13 protein-coding genes are annotated in these 14,704 nt (G+C 68.5%); 4 read left to right on the forward strand and 9 right to left on the reverse strand.

Annotated elements, in window-relative coordinates:
- Positions 1 to 46: 46 nt before the first annotated feature.
- The 4 genes from BLQ49_RS01785 (at position 47) to tam (ending at position 3,468) form a co-directional block, all read left to right on the forward strand.
- Positions 47 to 820, forward strand: coding sequence for an endonuclease III domain-containing protein (locus BLQ49_RS01785; protein WP_091712792.1), 774 nt, complete (start codon positions 47 to 49; stop codon positions 818 to 820).
- Positions 821 to 900: 80 nt separating this feature from the next.
- Positions 901 to 1,965, forward strand: a complete 1,065-nt coding sequence (gene trpS, locus BLQ49_RS01790) for a tryptophan--tRNA ligase (RefSeq protein ID WP_091712793.1) — start codon at positions 901 to 903, stop codon at positions 1,963 to 1,965.
- Positions 1,962 to 2,663 carry a haloacid dehalogenase type II gene (locus tag BLQ49_RS01795; RefSeq protein ID WP_091712795.1) on the forward strand — a complete coding sequence of 234 codons (702 nt, stop codon included), beginning with the start codon at positions 1,962 to 1,964 and terminating at the stop codon, positions 2,661 to 2,663. Before trpS ends, BLQ49_RS01795 begins: the two co-directional genes overlap by 4 nt.
- Before the next feature lie 22 nt (positions 2,664 to 2,685).
- Positions 2,686 to 3,468, forward strand: a complete 783-nt coding sequence (gene tam, locus BLQ49_RS01800; RefSeq protein ID WP_091712797.1) for a trans-aconitate 2-methyltransferase — start codon at positions 2,686 to 2,688, stop codon at positions 3,466 to 3,468.
- A gap of 16 nt (positions 3,469 to 3,484) precedes the next feature.
- Here tam and BLQ49_RS01805 read toward each other — a convergent pair whose 3' ends face one another.
- The 9 genes from BLQ49_RS01805 to pyrC form a co-directional block, all read right to left on the reverse strand.
- Positions 3,485 to 5,560, reverse strand: a complete 2,076-nt coding sequence (locus BLQ49_RS01805) for a methyl-accepting chemotaxis protein (RefSeq protein ID WP_091712799.1) — start codon at positions 5,558 to 5,560, stop codon at positions 3,485 to 3,487.
- A 238-nt stretch (positions 5,561 to 5,798) separates the two neighbouring features.
- Positions 5,799 to 6,452, reverse strand: a complete 654-nt coding sequence (locus BLQ49_RS01810; protein ID WP_091712801.1) for a pyridoxamine 5'-phosphate oxidase family protein — start codon at positions 6,450 to 6,452, stop codon at positions 5,799 to 5,801.
- Between the two features lie 165 nt (positions 6,453 to 6,617).
- Positions 6,618 to 7,637: a ketol-acid reductoisomerase gene (gene ilvC, locus BLQ49_RS01815; protein WP_012322218.1), complete on the reverse strand. Its 1,020-nt coding sequence runs from the start codon at positions 7,635 to 7,637 to the stop codon at positions 6,618 to 6,620.
- A 12-nt stretch (positions 7,638 to 7,649) separates the two neighbouring features.
- A complete protein-coding gene (locus BLQ49_RS01820; RefSeq protein ID WP_091712802.1) occupies positions 7,650 to 8,306 on the reverse strand; it encodes a TetR/AcrR family transcriptional regulator C-terminal domain-containing protein in 657 nt (218 codons plus the stop codon).
- A gap of 84 nt (positions 8,307 to 8,390) precedes the next feature.
- Complete coding sequence (locus BLQ49_RS01825; protein ID WP_091712804.1) at positions 8,391 to 9,035, reverse strand: glutathione S-transferase family protein; 645 nt, start codon at positions 9,033 to 9,035, stop codon at positions 8,391 to 8,393.
- Between the two features lie 125 nt (positions 9,036 to 9,160).
- Positions 9,161 to 9,703 carry an acetolactate synthase small subunit gene (ilvN, locus tag BLQ49_RS01830; RefSeq protein ID WP_091712806.1) on the reverse strand — a complete coding sequence of 181 codons (543 nt, stop codon included), beginning with the start codon at positions 9,701 to 9,703 and terminating at the stop codon, positions 9,161 to 9,163.
- A 171-nt stretch (positions 9,704 to 9,874) separates the two neighbouring features.
- Positions 9,875 to 11,650: an acetolactate synthase 3 large subunit gene (locus tag BLQ49_RS01835; RefSeq protein ID WP_091712807.1), complete on the reverse strand. Its 1,776-nt coding sequence runs from the start codon at positions 11,648 to 11,650 to the stop codon at positions 9,875 to 9,877.
- 411 nt (positions 11,651 to 12,061) lie between these two features.
- Complete coding sequence (locus BLQ49_RS01840) at positions 12,062 to 13,507, reverse strand: amidase (protein ID WP_091712809.1); 1,446 nt, start codon at positions 13,505 to 13,507, stop codon at positions 12,062 to 12,064.
- Between the two features lie 117 nt (positions 13,508 to 13,624).
- Complete coding sequence (gene pyrC / locus BLQ49_RS01845; protein WP_091712810.1) at positions 13,625 to 14,704, reverse strand: dihydroorotase; 1,080 nt, start codon at positions 14,702 to 14,704, stop codon at positions 13,625 to 13,627.

A 14,704-nucleotide genomic window follows, 5' to 3' on the forward strand; every position in this document is an offset into this window, starting at 1 on the left:
CCCGCCCCGGCAGGAACAGCGGCGCCGGCTCGCGGATTCGCCCGCCATGCCCCTCGCACCCATCCAGACCGAAACCCGCCCGCGGACCGGCCGCAAACCCGCCCCCGCCCCCGGCGATCCCACCCTCGCCGAGAAGGCGCTCGCGATCCACGCACGCCTCTGCCCGGTCTACGGCTGCCCAATCCCGTACTTCCACAGCCTCGATCCGGTCAGCGAACTGATCTCCTCGCTGCTGTCGCACCGGACCCGCAACGCCGAATCCGGCCGGGCCTTCAAGGCGCTGCGGGCGCGCTTCCCGGACTGGGAGGCGGTGATCGACGCGGAGGTGCCGGAGATCGAGGCCGCCATCGCGGGCGTGACGTGGCCGGAGCTGAAGGCGCCGCGTATCCGCGACGTTCTCCGGGCGCTCCGCGATCGGTGCGGAAGCCTCGACCTCGCCTTCCTGGCCGACATGGAGGTCGAAGCCGCGCGGGACTGGCTGCAAGCGATCCCGGGGATCGGACCGAAGACCAGCGCGGCGGTCCTGTCCTTCTCCACCCTGCGGATGCCGGCCCTACCGGTGGACAGTCACCATCACCGGGTTGCCCAGCGCCTTGGCCTGATCGGCCCGCGGGTCGATGTCGGCCCGTCGCACGTGATCCTGCGGGCGCAGCTTCCGGCGGACTGGAGCGCGCAGGACCTCTACGACAATCACGAAATCCTGATGCTGCACGGCCAGAAGGTCTGCCACCACCGTAACCCGGCCTGCGGGCGCTGCGTATTGGTTGACCTCTGCCCCAGCGCGAACGGAGGAGCGGGGGAGTCGTCAACGCGTTCTTGACCGGTCGAGCCTGCGGGTGCGAGTAACCCGCGCCCGGACGGCGCAGAGCCCCGGCCTTGCACTGTTCAGGATCGGCGCCGATGGCCGCGTTCACCGAATTGGTCTTCTCGGGCGTTCAGCCCACCGGCAACCTGCACCTTGGCAACTATCTCGGGGCGGTGAAGCGCTTCGTGGAGATGCAGGCGCGCGACGCGCAGTGCCTGTATTGCGTGGTCGACATGCACGCGATCACCGTGTGGCAGGATCCGGAGGCGCTGCGCGGCCAGATCCGCGAGGTCACGGCCGCCTTCCTCGCGTCCGGCATTGATCCAACGCGCTCTATCGTCTTCAACCAGAGCCAGGTGCCGCAGCACGCCGAACTCGCCTGGGTGTTCAACTGCGTCGCCCGCCTCGGCTGGCTGAACCGCATGACCCAGTTCAAGGAGAAGGCCGGCAAGGATCGGGAGAACGCCTCGATCGGGCTCTACGACTACCCGGTGCTGATGGCGGCCGACATCCTGGCTTACCGGGCGACCCACGTTCCCGTGGGCGAGGACCAGAAGCAGCACCTGGAACTGACCCGGGATATCGCCCAGAAATTCAACACGGACTTTTCGGGCTCGATCGCGGCCCACGGCCATGGCGAGGCGTTCTTCCCGATCACCGAGCCGCTGATCGGCGGCCCGGCTGCGCGGGTAATGTCGCTGCGGGACGGCACCAAGAAGATGTCGAAGTCGGATCCGTCCGACAACGCCCGCATCAACCTCACGGACGAGGCTGACACGATCGCTCAGAAGATCCGCCGGGCGAAGACCGATCCGGAGCCCCTGCCTTCCGAGGTGGCGGGCCTGAAGGAGCGACCCGAGGCCGACAACCTCGTGGGGATCTACGCGGCGCTCGCCGGGATCACCCGCGAGGACGTGCTGCGCGATTTCGGCGGGGCGCAGTTCTCGACCTTCAAGCCGGCTTTGGCCGACCTCGCTGTGACGAGCCTCGCGCCGATCGCCGGTGAGATGCGCCGCCTGACCGCCGATCCCGGCCATATCGACGCCGTACTGGCCGATGGCAGCACCCGGGCCGAGGCCATCGCGGCCCAGACGTTGGACGCCGTCAAGGATATCGTCGGCTTCGTCCGGCGCGGTCCGAGCCTTCAGGCGGTCCGGTGAATATCCGGGCGCTGGTCTTCGACGTCTTCGGGACGCTGGTCGACTGGCGCTCCGGCGTCGCGCGCGAGGCGGCGCGGCTGCTCGCACCCTTTGCGCCGAACCTCGATGCCGGCGCCTTCGCGGATGCGTGGCGGGTCCGCTACAATCCGTCGATGGAGACGGTGCGCTCCGGCGCCCGGGCCTTCGTCGACCTCGACACGCTCCAGGCCGAGTCCCTGCCCGACGTGCTGGCGCAGTTCGGCATCGCGGGCGTGCCAGAGGACGTGCGGCGGGAGCTGGTCCACGCTTGGCACCGGCTCGACGCTTGGCCCGAGGTACCGGACGCGATGCGGCGCTTACGGGAAAAGCATCTCCTGGCGCCGAACTCGAACGGGCATGTCCGGCTGATGGCCGACCTCGCCCGCCGCAACGGCCTGATCTTCGACGCGGTGCTCGGCGCTGGCTATTCCCGAGACTACAAGCCGAAACCAGCGCTTTACCGCGACGCCGTGGCGGCCTTCGGCTTCGCGGCCGGGGAGACCATGATGGTCGCCGCCCATTCGAACGACCTCGCCGCGGCCGCGGGCCACGGCCTGTCCACCGCCCACATCGCCCGCCCGCAGGAGCACGGCCCGGCCGGCGGAGAGACCGCGCCGACCGTGCCGGTGACCTACGCGGCGCGGGACTTGGCGGATCTTGCCGACCAGCTCGGCTGCTGAGGCTTTTGAACGGAAGGGTGCCATGGCCGATTGGAACCCCGCCCTCTACACACGCTTCGAGGACGAGCGGACCCGCCCGGCGGCGGAACTCCTCGCTCGCATTCCCCTCGATAGGCCGCGGCTCGTCTATGACCTCGGCTGCGGCCCCGGCAATTCCACCGCGCTGATCGCGGCCCGCTACCCCGACGCGGAGGTGATCGGCCTCGACACCTCCCCGGCCATGCTGGAGAGCGCCCGGGCTCGGCTGCCCGGTCTGACCTTCACGCTGGCCGATGCCGCGACCTGGGCGCCGGAGCGCGCGCCGGACCTGATCTACGCCAACGCCGTGCTGCAATGGCTGCCGGACCACGCGACCCTGCTGCCGCGGCTGTTCGGCCTCCTCGCCCCGGGCGGCGTGCTGGCCGTGCAGATGCCCGACAACCTCGCCGAATCCTCTCACCGGCTGATGCGGGAGGTGGCCGGCGCTGGTCCCTGGGCCGCGACGATCGGCGATCCGGCCGTGGCCGGTCGCCTCGGGCGGATGCTGGAGCCCGCCGGCTATTACGACCTGCTGGCGCCGCGGGCCGCGGCGGTCGATGTCTGGCGCACCGCCTATCACCACCCCATGGCGGACGCGGCTGCCATCGTCGAATGGGTGAGCGCCACCGGGCTCCGCCCGTTCCTCGACCCGCTGGACTCCGAACAGCGCGCCGGGTTCCTCGCAGCCTACGAGATAGCCATCGATCGCGGCTACCCGCCCCGCAGCGACGGGCAACGCCTCCTCGCCTTCCCGCGGGTGTTCATCGTCGCCCGCAGGGCCACGTAGCGCGCGAAACGGTGCGTCAGGCCGCGCGCACCGTTCCGAGGAAGCGGTCGACCTCCTCCCGGAGATGCTCGGACTGACGCGACAGGTTCGCGGACGAGTCCAATACCTGACCGGCGGCTGCGCCGGTCATGTCGGCGGCTTCGGCCACGCGGGTGATGTTCGTCGTCACCTCGCCCGTGCCGGCGGCCGCCTGGGTCACGTTGCGGACGATCTCCTGGGTCGCCGTGCCCTGCTGCTCGACCGCGGCCGCGATCGTCGTGGCCGCACCACTGATTTCGTCGACGCGGGTCGTAATGCTTCCGATCGCCGAGGCCGCCTGCGCGGTCGAATCCTGGATGCGGGCGATCTGACCCGCGATCTCCTCGGTGGCCCGTGCGGTCTGTTCGGCCAGCGCCTTCACCTCGGCGGCCACGACCGCGAAGCCGCGGCCGGCCTCGCCGGCGCGCGCCGCCTCGATGGTGGCGTTGAGGGCCAGCAGATTGGTCTGGCCCGCGATGCCGCTGATCAGCGCCACCACGTCCCCGATCTTCATGACGGCCCCACTCAGATCCTCGACCAGCCGAACCGTGCGACCGGCCTCGTCGGCCGCGGCCCGCGCGAGTTGCGCGGAACCATGCACCTGACGTCCGATCTCCTGCACGGAGCTGCCGAGTTCCTCGGCCGCCGAGGCTGCGGCCCGGACGTTGGAGGCGGCCTCCTCGGCCCCGGCCGCGACGGTGGTCGATTGGCCGGCGGTCTCCGACGCCGTAGCGGCCAGCGCCTTGGCGGTAACCTGCAGCTCGGTGGCCGCACGCGTGACCGTCTCGACGATGCCGCCGATCGCCTGCTCAAAGCTGTTCGCGAGATCTGCGGTCATCCGCTTGCGCTCCTGCTCGGCAGTCGCCTGGGCGGCCGCCCGGGCCTGCACATCGGCCTCCGCCTGCGCCCGCAGACCGTCGCGCAGTTTCAGGACGGCCCGCCCGACCAACCCGACCTCGTCGCGGCGCCGCGCCTCGGGCACGTCCGCCCCGTAATTGCCCGCCGCCATGTCGCCGATGGTGCTGCCGAGCGCGCGGATCGGCTTTCCGACGAGGCGGCTCAGCGCCGCGAAGATGACTGCGCAGCCGATCACAACGCAGAGGATCGAGATCCCGATCAGCATCGTGCGCGCCTGATCGGCGGCGGCCGTGAGCGTCGACACCGGCACCGCGACCACGATGGCCCAGCGGTCGGGGGCCTCGCCCGCCTGGATATGCTGTGCCACGTACCGCCACAGCGCGCCGTCGGGGCCCGGCGCATCGGTCACCACCATGGTCCCCGCCGCGATCGCCTGCTTGGCCGCAGCGGCCGTCGAGGCATCGAAATCCTGCATTGGCTTGCCGGCCGCGGCGGCAGTCGGATGGGCGACGGTCGTTCCGCTCGCCGAGACCACGGCCAGATAGCCGGTCCCGAACGGCTTCACCGCACCGAAATCCGCGTTCAGGGAGCCGAGATCGATGTCGACACCGGCGGTGCCGCGATACGCGCCGTCCACGCTGATCGGCGCGCCGAAGGACATCATGACGACGTCCTTCCCAGCCACCGGATAGATGTAGGGTTCGATGGCGACCAAGCGGTTCAGCTTCTTCGGCTGGAGGTAATAGGCTCCGTCCGGCTCGGCCTCGTAGCCGGTGAGAACCTCCCGCTTGATCGTGCCGCTGCCACGATTCCAATAGGGCATGAAGCGGCCGCTCGCATCCGAGGAGGCCGTGCCGGCGAACGCGCCGTCGCGCCCGTCCAGGGCGTTCGGCTCCCAGCCCGTCCAGGTCGCGAGTAGGTTGGGGCTGGTCCGCAGAAGCTCGCGCAGCATCGCATCATAGACCTCACGGTCCTGGATTCCGCCGGCGCGCAGGGCCGAGGCCGAGGCTGCGATGCTCTCGGCGGTCTTGGCCGCCACGGCGAGGCGAAGCCGGACCTCGCGCGCCACGTTCGACAGCGTCTCCGACTGTATCTTGGCCGTCTGCTCCTCGAAGGAGGCGCTGATCCTGCGGGTTAGAAAAGTCGTCCCAACCGCGAAGACCGCAGCGATCAGGACGCTGCAAATTATTGCAACGCGCAGCGGGAGTGAGAACATGTTGTATATTGTCCGCGCAAAATTCTTCGTAAGAACTGGCGCGAGTCCTTAACGCTGTCACCCCAGATCGTCAAGTCAATCAGAATGTAAGCGCAATAAAAATCAATGCATACGATTCATTAATATTACAAGCACCGTAGATCAAACTGGGTTTTATTCGGGTGAGCAAAACTGAAGTTCAAACGCGGGATTTGATCACTGGCCGCCCTGCTTCGTCAAGACGGCCAGAGATGACCTGTTAGGCCTCGCCCCGGGCGACCAGCGCCGCGTACTCGGAGACCTCCAGCTTACCCTCCTGTGCGACCCGGGCCTTGTCGGCATCGCTGATGACGTCGCCGGCGAGGTCGAGGCGTTTCCAGGCGGCGAGCGGCGTCTCGCGCCCGGGCCGCGGGACGTACTTATTCTGCTCAAGCTTCTGATACTTGTGAATGTAGCGTGGGCAATTGACCCAGATCTTGGTCACCGCGACCTTCACGAGGTACTTTGCCTCGGTGTACTCGGCCATCAGCGCATCGTCACGGAGGAGCGTCGCATGACCCTGCACGCGGATGCGATGCGGCGTCTCGAAGTCGATGAACAGCAGACCGACCTTGGCCTGACCCTCGATGTTGCCCATCGAGTAGAACATGCCGTTCCCGTCGAAGCCGGGGAACACCAGCGTGCTGCCGTCGAGCACCTTCACGAACCCCGTGGGACCGCCCTTGTAGGAGACGGTCGGCATGCCGTCCGGGTCGACAGTCGAGAGGAAGAACATGTCGCGGGAGCCGATGAAGGCGCCCTCCTCCGGTTGGATGCTCTCGTGGACCCAGTCCTCGTCGAGGCGCACGGCGAGCTTGGTGGTGCCGAATTCCTCCTGCAGCGCCCGGTGTGCGTCAGAATAGAGCGATGCCATGCGTGTCCTCTCCGCTTGCGGACCTCGTGCAGGCGGGACCGCTGCCGGACTTATGGCTTGGATTTCTGGTGCCGGACAACCCAGAACGCGAAGGGCCGGCCGCGCCTTCGCGCGACCGGCCCCCGAGCAGCCGAGCGAAGCCCGGCCGCGGAGTCTCAGAGACGATCAGTTGCGGGTCTTGTCGACCAGCGCCTTCTCGGAGATCCACGGCATCATGCCGCGGAGCTTGGCGCCGACCTCCTCGATCGGATGGGCGGCGAGCTTGGCGCGGGTGGCCTTGAACGAGGTCTGGTTGACCTTGTTCTCCAGCATCCAGTTGCGGGTGAACGTGCCCGACTGGATGTCGTTCAGCACGCGCTTCATCTCGGCCTTGGTCTCGGGCGTGACGATGCGCGGGCCGGTGACGTACTCGCCGTACTCGGCCGTGTTGGAGATCGAGTAGTTCATGTTGGCGATGCCGCCCTCGTAGATGAGGTCGACGATCAGCTTCACCTCGTGCAGGCACTCGAAATAGGCCATCTCAGGGGCGTAGCCCGCCTCGACGAGGGTCTCGAAACCGGCCTTGATCAGCTCGACGAGGCCGCCGCACAGCACGGCCTGCTCGCCGAACAGGTCGGTCTCGCACTCCTCCTTGAAGGTCGTCTCGATGATGCCGGCGCGGCCGCCGCCGTTCGCCGAGGCGTAGGACAGGCCGAGGTCGTGGGCGTTGCCCGAGGCATCCTGCGCGATGGCGATCAGGGTCGGCACGCCGCCGCCACGGAGGTACTCGGAGCGCACGGTGTGGCCGGGGCCCTTCGGGGCGACCATCAGGACGTCGAGGTCCTTGCGCGGCTCGATCAGGTTGAAGTGGACGTTGAGGCCGTGGGCGAACAGGAGGGCGGCGCCCTGCTTCATGTTGCCTTCCAGCGACTCGCGGTAGATGTCGCCCTGCAGCTCGTCGGGGGTGAGCATCATCACCACGTCGGCCCACTTGGCGGCCTCGGCGACGGAGAGAACCTTGAAGCCCTCGTGCTCGGCCTTCTTGGCGGTGGCGGAGCCCTCGCGCAGGGCGATGACGATGTCCTTCACGCCGGAATCGCGCAGGTTGAGCGCGTGGGCGTGGCCCTGGCTGCCGTAGCCGACGATGGCGACCTTCTTGCCCTTGATCAGGTTCAGGTCGGCGTCGCGATCGTAATACACCCGCATGTGTGTCTCCTCTTAAAGCTGGTGGTTCGGGTCGGGTTTGGCCCGGCCGTAGATGGCCAGGAACTGCTCGACGGCGCGGCCCGCATCGCGCCGGATCCCGGCCCCGTCGAGGTCGAGGGTCTCGCCGAGCAGAAGTCGAATCTGGATATCCCGGCCGACGAGGCCGAAGAAGGTGCGGAAGGCGGCCTCGCTGTCGGCGAAGGCGAGAAGGCCGGCGGCGCGCCCCGCCTCCAGCACCGGCTTCACCCGCTCGCCGATGGCGAAGCGCCCGTTCGCCAGCACGATGCCGCCGAGGTTGCTCTTGCGCGAGCCCGCATGCGCGATCGCGATGCGGTTCAGCGCGACCGATGTCGGGCCGGTAATGACCTCCAACCACGTCACGGCGAAGTCCTGAAGCCGCTCCCGCAGGGTCGCGCCGTCGAGTACCTGCGCGGCGTCGTGCCCGGCATGGACCCGGGAGGCTTGCCACCGCACCGTCGCGGTCAGCAACCCGTCCCGGTCGCCGAACCACTTGTAGAGCGTCTCCTTCGAGCAGCTCGCCCGGCGCGCGACGGCGTCCATGGTCACCTGCTCGCCGTCCTCGACCATGAGGCCGAGCACGGCGTCCAGCACCGCCTGCTGGCGGGCTGAGGGGGCGTCCTGCTCGGCTGTGGCGCTGGCCTGCATCATCTCGAATGCCGTACCGTACCGTACGGTACGCGCTCTAGGCTGATTCGGTGGTCGCGGCAAGGGGTTTGCCGCGACCGTGCGGTGTCAGCGCGGAAGCGGCAGTCCCTCGCGGGCAAAGACGGCCTGCACGGCCGGGCGCTCGGCGACCCGGCGGGCATGGGCGGTCCAGGCCGGGAAGCGGCCGGCCATGTCGAACCGCAGCACCGGGCCGTTCGCCCAGAACCAGAAGACCATCAGGTAGGCATCGACCACGCTGAACCGGTCGCCCACCGCCCAGCCGCCGTGCGAGAGGCGCACCTCGGTCATCGTGGCGAGATCCGCGTAGGTGTTGGCTGCCTTCGCCTTGATGCCCTCGAAGGCATTCTCGTCGTCGGTGTAGCGCTCCGGACGGCGGACATGGGCGTAGGTCACGTGATGGTTGCAGGCGAGCCAGCCGAGCCACTCGTCGGCGGCGGCCTGCTCTCGCAGATCCGTCGGCCACAGCCCCTTCTCGGGCACCTGACGGGCGACGTGGCGGATGATGGCCGCGCATTCGGTGAGCACCCAGCCGTCCTCGGTCAGCGCCGGCACGCGGCCGCGATCGTTGATGGACAGGTATTCCGGCCGCCGCTGGTCGCCCGCGGCGAGGTCGAGCTTGATGCCCTCATAGGGCAGCCCGGATTCCTCCAGGATGATGTGAGCGGCGAGCGAGCAGGCGCCGGGGGCGTAGTAGAGGCTGCGGGCGGTCATGCGGGGTCCTTGATCGACGAATACGGGCACGGCGTTTTCAGCGACATGAGCCGGCGGGCTGCCGCCTTCGTATCCGACGACGGCCTTCGGCTCCCCCGAGCACCGACTGACCGCGCGTCAGAAGCTCAGAGCGGCTCCGCCCCGCGCCCCATGGCAGAAATGCCCGTCCGGCAGATCTCCACCAGCCCAATCACGCTCATCAGGCGCACGAACCGGTCGATCTCTTCGGTGGCACCCGTCAGCTCGAACACGAACGAATTGAGCGTGGCGTCCAGCGTCTTGGCGCCGAAAGCGGCGGCGAGCCGTAGAGCCTCGCTCCGGTGCTCGCCCTCGCCCTTCACCTTCACGAGGCAGATCTCGCGCTCGATGGCGTTGCCCTGGAGCGTGAGGTCCACCACCCGGTGCACCGGCACCAGCCGGTCGAGCTGCGCCTTGATCTGCTCGATCACGGCGTTCGTTCCGGTGGTCACGATGGTGATGCGCGAGATGTGGCGCGCCTCCTCGGTCTCGGAGACGGTCAGGCTCTCGATGTTGTAGCCGCGGCCGGAGAACAAGCCGGAGATACGGGCGAGCACGCCGGGCTCGTTGTCGACGATCACCGCCAGCGTGTGCCGGTTCACCGGCTCGACGCGGACGGCATCGGGGTAGTGGGTGTTCATCGCGTTCATGGCCGGCTTCGTCCTCGTCGGGGTTTCCGAAGGGCGTGCCCTTCGGCGGGGTGTCGGGGCAGCGCCCCGACATCGGGTAAAACCCGACCGCAGGGCTCTGCCCTGCACCCGCAAAAGGTCTCGACCTTTAGAAACCAGGATATTCGCGATCGATCCTGTGATGCCAGCCGATCAGACCAGCATCTTGCCTTCCTCGGAAATCACGTCGCCGAGTTCGACGCCGGTCTCGCCGAGGTAGTCGGACAGGAGCATCTCGTTGTGCGCCTTGCCCGACGGGATCATCGGGAAGCAGTTCTCGGTCTTGTCGACGATGCAGTCGAAGATCACCGGCCCGTCATGGGCCAGCATCTCCGCGATGGCGCCGTCGAGGTCGCCCGGCTTCTCGCAGCGCATGCCCTTGGCGCCGTAGGCCTCCGCGAGCTTCACGAAGTCCGGCAGGCTCTCCGAGTAGCTCTGCGAGTAGCGCGAGCCGTGCAGCAGCTCCTGCCACTGCCGGACCATGCCCATGTACTCGTTGTTCAGGATGAACACCTTGATCGGCAGGCGATACTGCACCGCCGTCGACATCTCCTGCATGTTCATCAGGATCGAGGCCTCGCCGGCGATGTCGATCACGAGACCGTTCGGATGCGCGAGCTGCGTGCCGATCGCCGCCGGCAGGCCGTAGCCCATCGTGCCGAGGCCGCCCGAGGTCATCCAGCGATTCGGCTCGTCGTACTTGAAGTACTGGGCCGCCCACATCTGGTGCTGACCCACCTCGGTGGTGATGTAGGTCTCGCGGTCCTTGCAGGCCTCATAGAGGCGCTGCACAGCGTATTGCGGCTTGATGATCGTGCCCGAGGGCCAGTAGGCGAGGCAGTCCCGCGCCTTCCAGGCCTTGATCTTCTGGAACCACGGATCGAGGTTCGACTTCTCCGGCCGCGACGGCAGGGCGCGCCACGCCTCCAGCATGTCGGCCAGCACTGAGGCGCAGTCGCCGACGATCCCGACATCGACCTTGACCACCTTGTTGATCGAGGAGGCATCGACGTCGATGTGGATCTTCTTGGAGAAGGGCGAGAACGCGTCGAGCCGGCCGGTGATCCGGTCGTCGAACCGGGCGCCGACGCAGATCATCACGTCGCACTCGTGCATCGCGAGGTTGGCCTCGTAGGTCCCGTGCATGCCGAGCATGCCCAGGAACTTCTCGTCCGTACCCGGATAGGCGCCGAGCCCCATCAGGGTCGAGGTAACCGGGAAGCCGGTCTCGCGGACGAACTCGCGCAGCAGGCGCGAGGCCTCAGGCCCCGAGTTGATCACGCCGCCGCCGGTGTAGAAGACCGGCCGGCGCGCGGTCGCCATCAGCTCGACGGCCGCGCGGATCCGGTCGGCATCGCCTTTCACGGCCGGGCGGTAGGTCTTGTGGCTCGCGATCTCCGGCTGCTCGTAGAGGCCGGAGGCGAACTGGATGTCCTTCGGCAGGTCGACCACGACCGGTCCGGGACGGCCATTCGCCGCCACGTAGAACGCCTCGTGCAGGATGCGCGGCAGGTCGTCGATCGATTTGACGAGGTAATTGTGCTTCGTGCAGTGGCGCGTGATGCCGACCGTGTCGCATTCCTGGAACGCGTCGGTGCCGATCAGATGCGTCGGAACCTGGCCGGTGATGCAGACCAGCGGGATCGAATCCAGCATCGCGTCGGTCAGCCCGGTGACGATGTTGGTGGCGCCGGGGCCCGAGGTGACGAGGACGCAGCCGACCTTCCCGGAGGAGCGGGCATAGCCCTCCGCGGCGTGGACGGCGCCCTGCTCGTGGCGGACGAGGATGTGCTTGACGGCGTTCTGATGAAAAAGTGCGTCGTAGATCGGAAGTACGGCGCCGCCCGGATATCCGAACAGCGTATCGACACCCTGATCCTGGAAGGCCCGGATGACCATCTCGGCCCCGGTCATGACCTCGCCGCCCATGCTCGTCTCCTCGCGCTCTCCGGAGCCACCGCGATCCTGGGATCGCCGCCCGGCCCCGTCCTCTCTCCCGGCACCCTCGTCATGCGGGGCGGTCTCCGCCTCGCCCGAAGGTGTCTCTTTCGCCTCGGATCTCCGTCCGTCCCAGTCCTGTCCCGCCCGGACGCGGGCAACAAAAAAGGGCCCCGAGGGACCCTGCATGCGCCACCGCCCGGATCGCGGCCCTAGCTCAGGGCCGCCCCGTCGGTGACGCTACCGCTACAATAAGGACCGTGGTCATTGGATATCCGAACCTGCTCCGCGGCGGCCCCATGATCCGGAACTGGCTCATGGTCGACACGCGAAGTGTCGGGCCTCTTAGCGGAGAGTGCGAGGCCGGTCAACGCACCCGGCGATTGTTTCAGGAAAGTCAGCTCAGTTCAGCGGCGGCGGATATCGGCGGACCCAGTTGCTCGCCGCGTCGTAGGCCGCGCCGAGTTGCAGGCAGGCGAGTTCGCCGTGATTGCGGCCGACGATCTGGATGCCGGTGGGCAGGCCGGCCTCACCGAACCCAGCCGGAACATCGAGCGCCGGTAGGCCCGACATGGTCACGGGGATCACGGCCTGCATCCAGCGATGGTAGGTGTCCATCGCTCGGCCGCCGACCGTCTCGGGCCAGCGCAGATCCTTATCGAAGGGGAAGACCTGCGTCGTCGGCATCACGAGGTAGTCGTAGGCCTCCATGAAGCGGCGCAGGGTCTCGTACCAGCGGGTACGCCCCTCAAGCGCTGCAATGATCCGGTCGGCGCCGAGCGCCAGCCCGCGCTCGACCTCCCAGGCGGCCTCCGGTTTGAGCTGAGCCCGGTGGCGGGGCTCGTCGTAGAACGGGCGGAGATTTGCCGCGACGGTGAGCGCCCGCAGCACCAGCCAGTCCTGCCAGAGCTGCTCCATGTCGTAGCGCGGCACCGCCTCCTCGACGGTGCAGCCGATCTCGACGAAGGTCGAGAGAGCAGCGCGCCCCACCTCGAGCACGCCCGGATCGAACGGGATCTGGCCGCCGCAATCGCCGAGCCACGCGATCCGGGTGCCGCGGAAGTCGCGGGCGAGCGGGCTTGCAAAGGCCGATGGGTCCTGGCGGATGGCGTTCGGGCAGCGCGGGTCATAACCCGCCTGGACGGAGAGCATCAGGCCGATATCGGCGGGCGTGCGCCCGATCGCGCCGAGCACCGCGAGGCTGGGGCTGAACACGTCCTTGGCCTCGGCGGGGATGCGGCCCCAGCTCGGGCGCAGGCCGTAGCAGTTGTTGAAGGCAGGCGGGTTGCGCAGGGAGCCGGCATGGTCGCTGCCGTCGGCGACCGGCTGCATCCGCAGGGCCACCGCCACCGCGGCGCCGCCACTCGACCCGCCCGCGCTCTTCCCCAGGTCGTAAGGGTTGGCGGTGGTGCCGTAGACCGGGTTGAAGCTGTGCGAGCCGAGGCCGAACTCAGGAACGTTGGTCTTGCCGATGAAGATCGCCCCGGCGGCGCGCAGGCGGCTCACCATGATCGAGTCCGCGTCGGCGATCCGGTCGGCGAAGATCGGCGAGCCTTGCGTGAAGCGCAGGCCGCGGACCGGATCGAGATCCTTCACGGCCAGCGGGAAGCCGTGCAGTGGCCCGACGGCATCACCACGCGCCAGGGCGGCGTCGGCAGCCTCGGCCTCCTGCAGGAGCGCGGCGTCGTCCCGCAGAGCCACGATGGCGTTCACCTGCGGGTTGAGCCGGTGGATGCGCTCCAGATAGGCGCGCATCACCTCGACGCAGGAGACCACCCGGCCGCGGATGGCGGCGGCGAGGTCGACCGCGCCCATGGCCGTGATGCCGTCCTGTCGCGCGTCCTGCATCGTACCGCTCCTTCGCCCTGGTGGTCTGCCCCGACGGCTTGGCGATGCAAGATCGGACACCTGTCTAATCGAGCACAGCCACGAGATGCTGCGTGGCGCACCCGTTTGCCTAGGTCGTCATTCCACGGCCCAGGGCAGCGTCTCGTCCCCGCGGAAGACCACCACCGCGGTATCCTCGACCGCCACCGCCTCGGCGATGCGGCTCTCCCGCCGCTCCAGGGTCACGGTTCCGGCATTGGGCTCCAGCCCGTGGAACCGCGCGCCGTTGAGCGACGCGAAGGCCTCGAACCGGCCCAGCGCCCCCTCCTCGTCGAAGACCTGCACGTAGGTCTGGAGCGCGGAGGGCCCGCAGAACACGCCGGCGCAGCCGCAGGACGCTTCCTTGGCGCCGCGGACATGCGGGGCCGTGTCGGTGCCGAGATAGAAGCAGGCCTCGCCCGAGGTTGCGGCCTTGCGCAACGCCAGACGGTGCCGTTCGCGCTTGGCCACCGGCAGGCAGTAGAGGTGCGGGCGCAGGCCCCCCTGGAAAATGTGGGTCCGGTTGATCACGAGGTGGTGCGGCGTGATCGTGGCCGCGCACCGGCTCCGGTTCTCGCGGACCACGTCGAGGATCTCCGCCGTTGTGGCGTGCTCCACCGTGACCTTCAGCCCCTGGTGGCGACCGAGCAGCGGAATCAGGCTGCCCTCCATGAAGGCGGCCTCCCGGTCGAAGATGTCGATTTCCGGGTCGGTCGCCTCGCCGTGGATCAGCAGCGGCATGCCGATCCGCTCCATGCGCTCCAGCACGGGGCCCAGACCAATCAGATCGGTGACGCCGGCATGCGAGTTCGTGGTCGCGCCGGCCGGATAGAGCTTGGCGGCGACCCAGACCTTTTCCGCGAATCCGCGCTCGATCTCGTCCGGATCGGTATCGTCCCGCAGGTAGCAGGTCATCAGCGGGGTGAAGTCCATGCCGGCGGGCAGCGCGGCGAGGATGCGCTCGCGATAAGCCTGCGCGGCCGCCACCGTGGTCACCGGCGGCACGAGGTTCGGCATGATGATGCCTCGGGCGAACTGCGCCGCCGTGTAGGGCAGCACCGCCTTCAGCATCGCGCCGTCGCGCAGGTGGATGTGCCAGTCGTCCGGCCGGCGGATCGTGATCCGGTCGACCGGCTTCGCCTCGTGGCGCTCGGCGGGGAAGAGGTCGGCGACGCTCAT

The organism is Methylobacterium phyllostachyos, from assembly GCF_900103445.1.
In the GTDB taxonomy this organism is placed as follows: domain Bacteria; phylum Pseudomonadota; class Alphaproteobacteria; order Rhizobiales; family Beijerinckiaceae; genus Methylobacterium; species Methylobacterium phyllostachyos.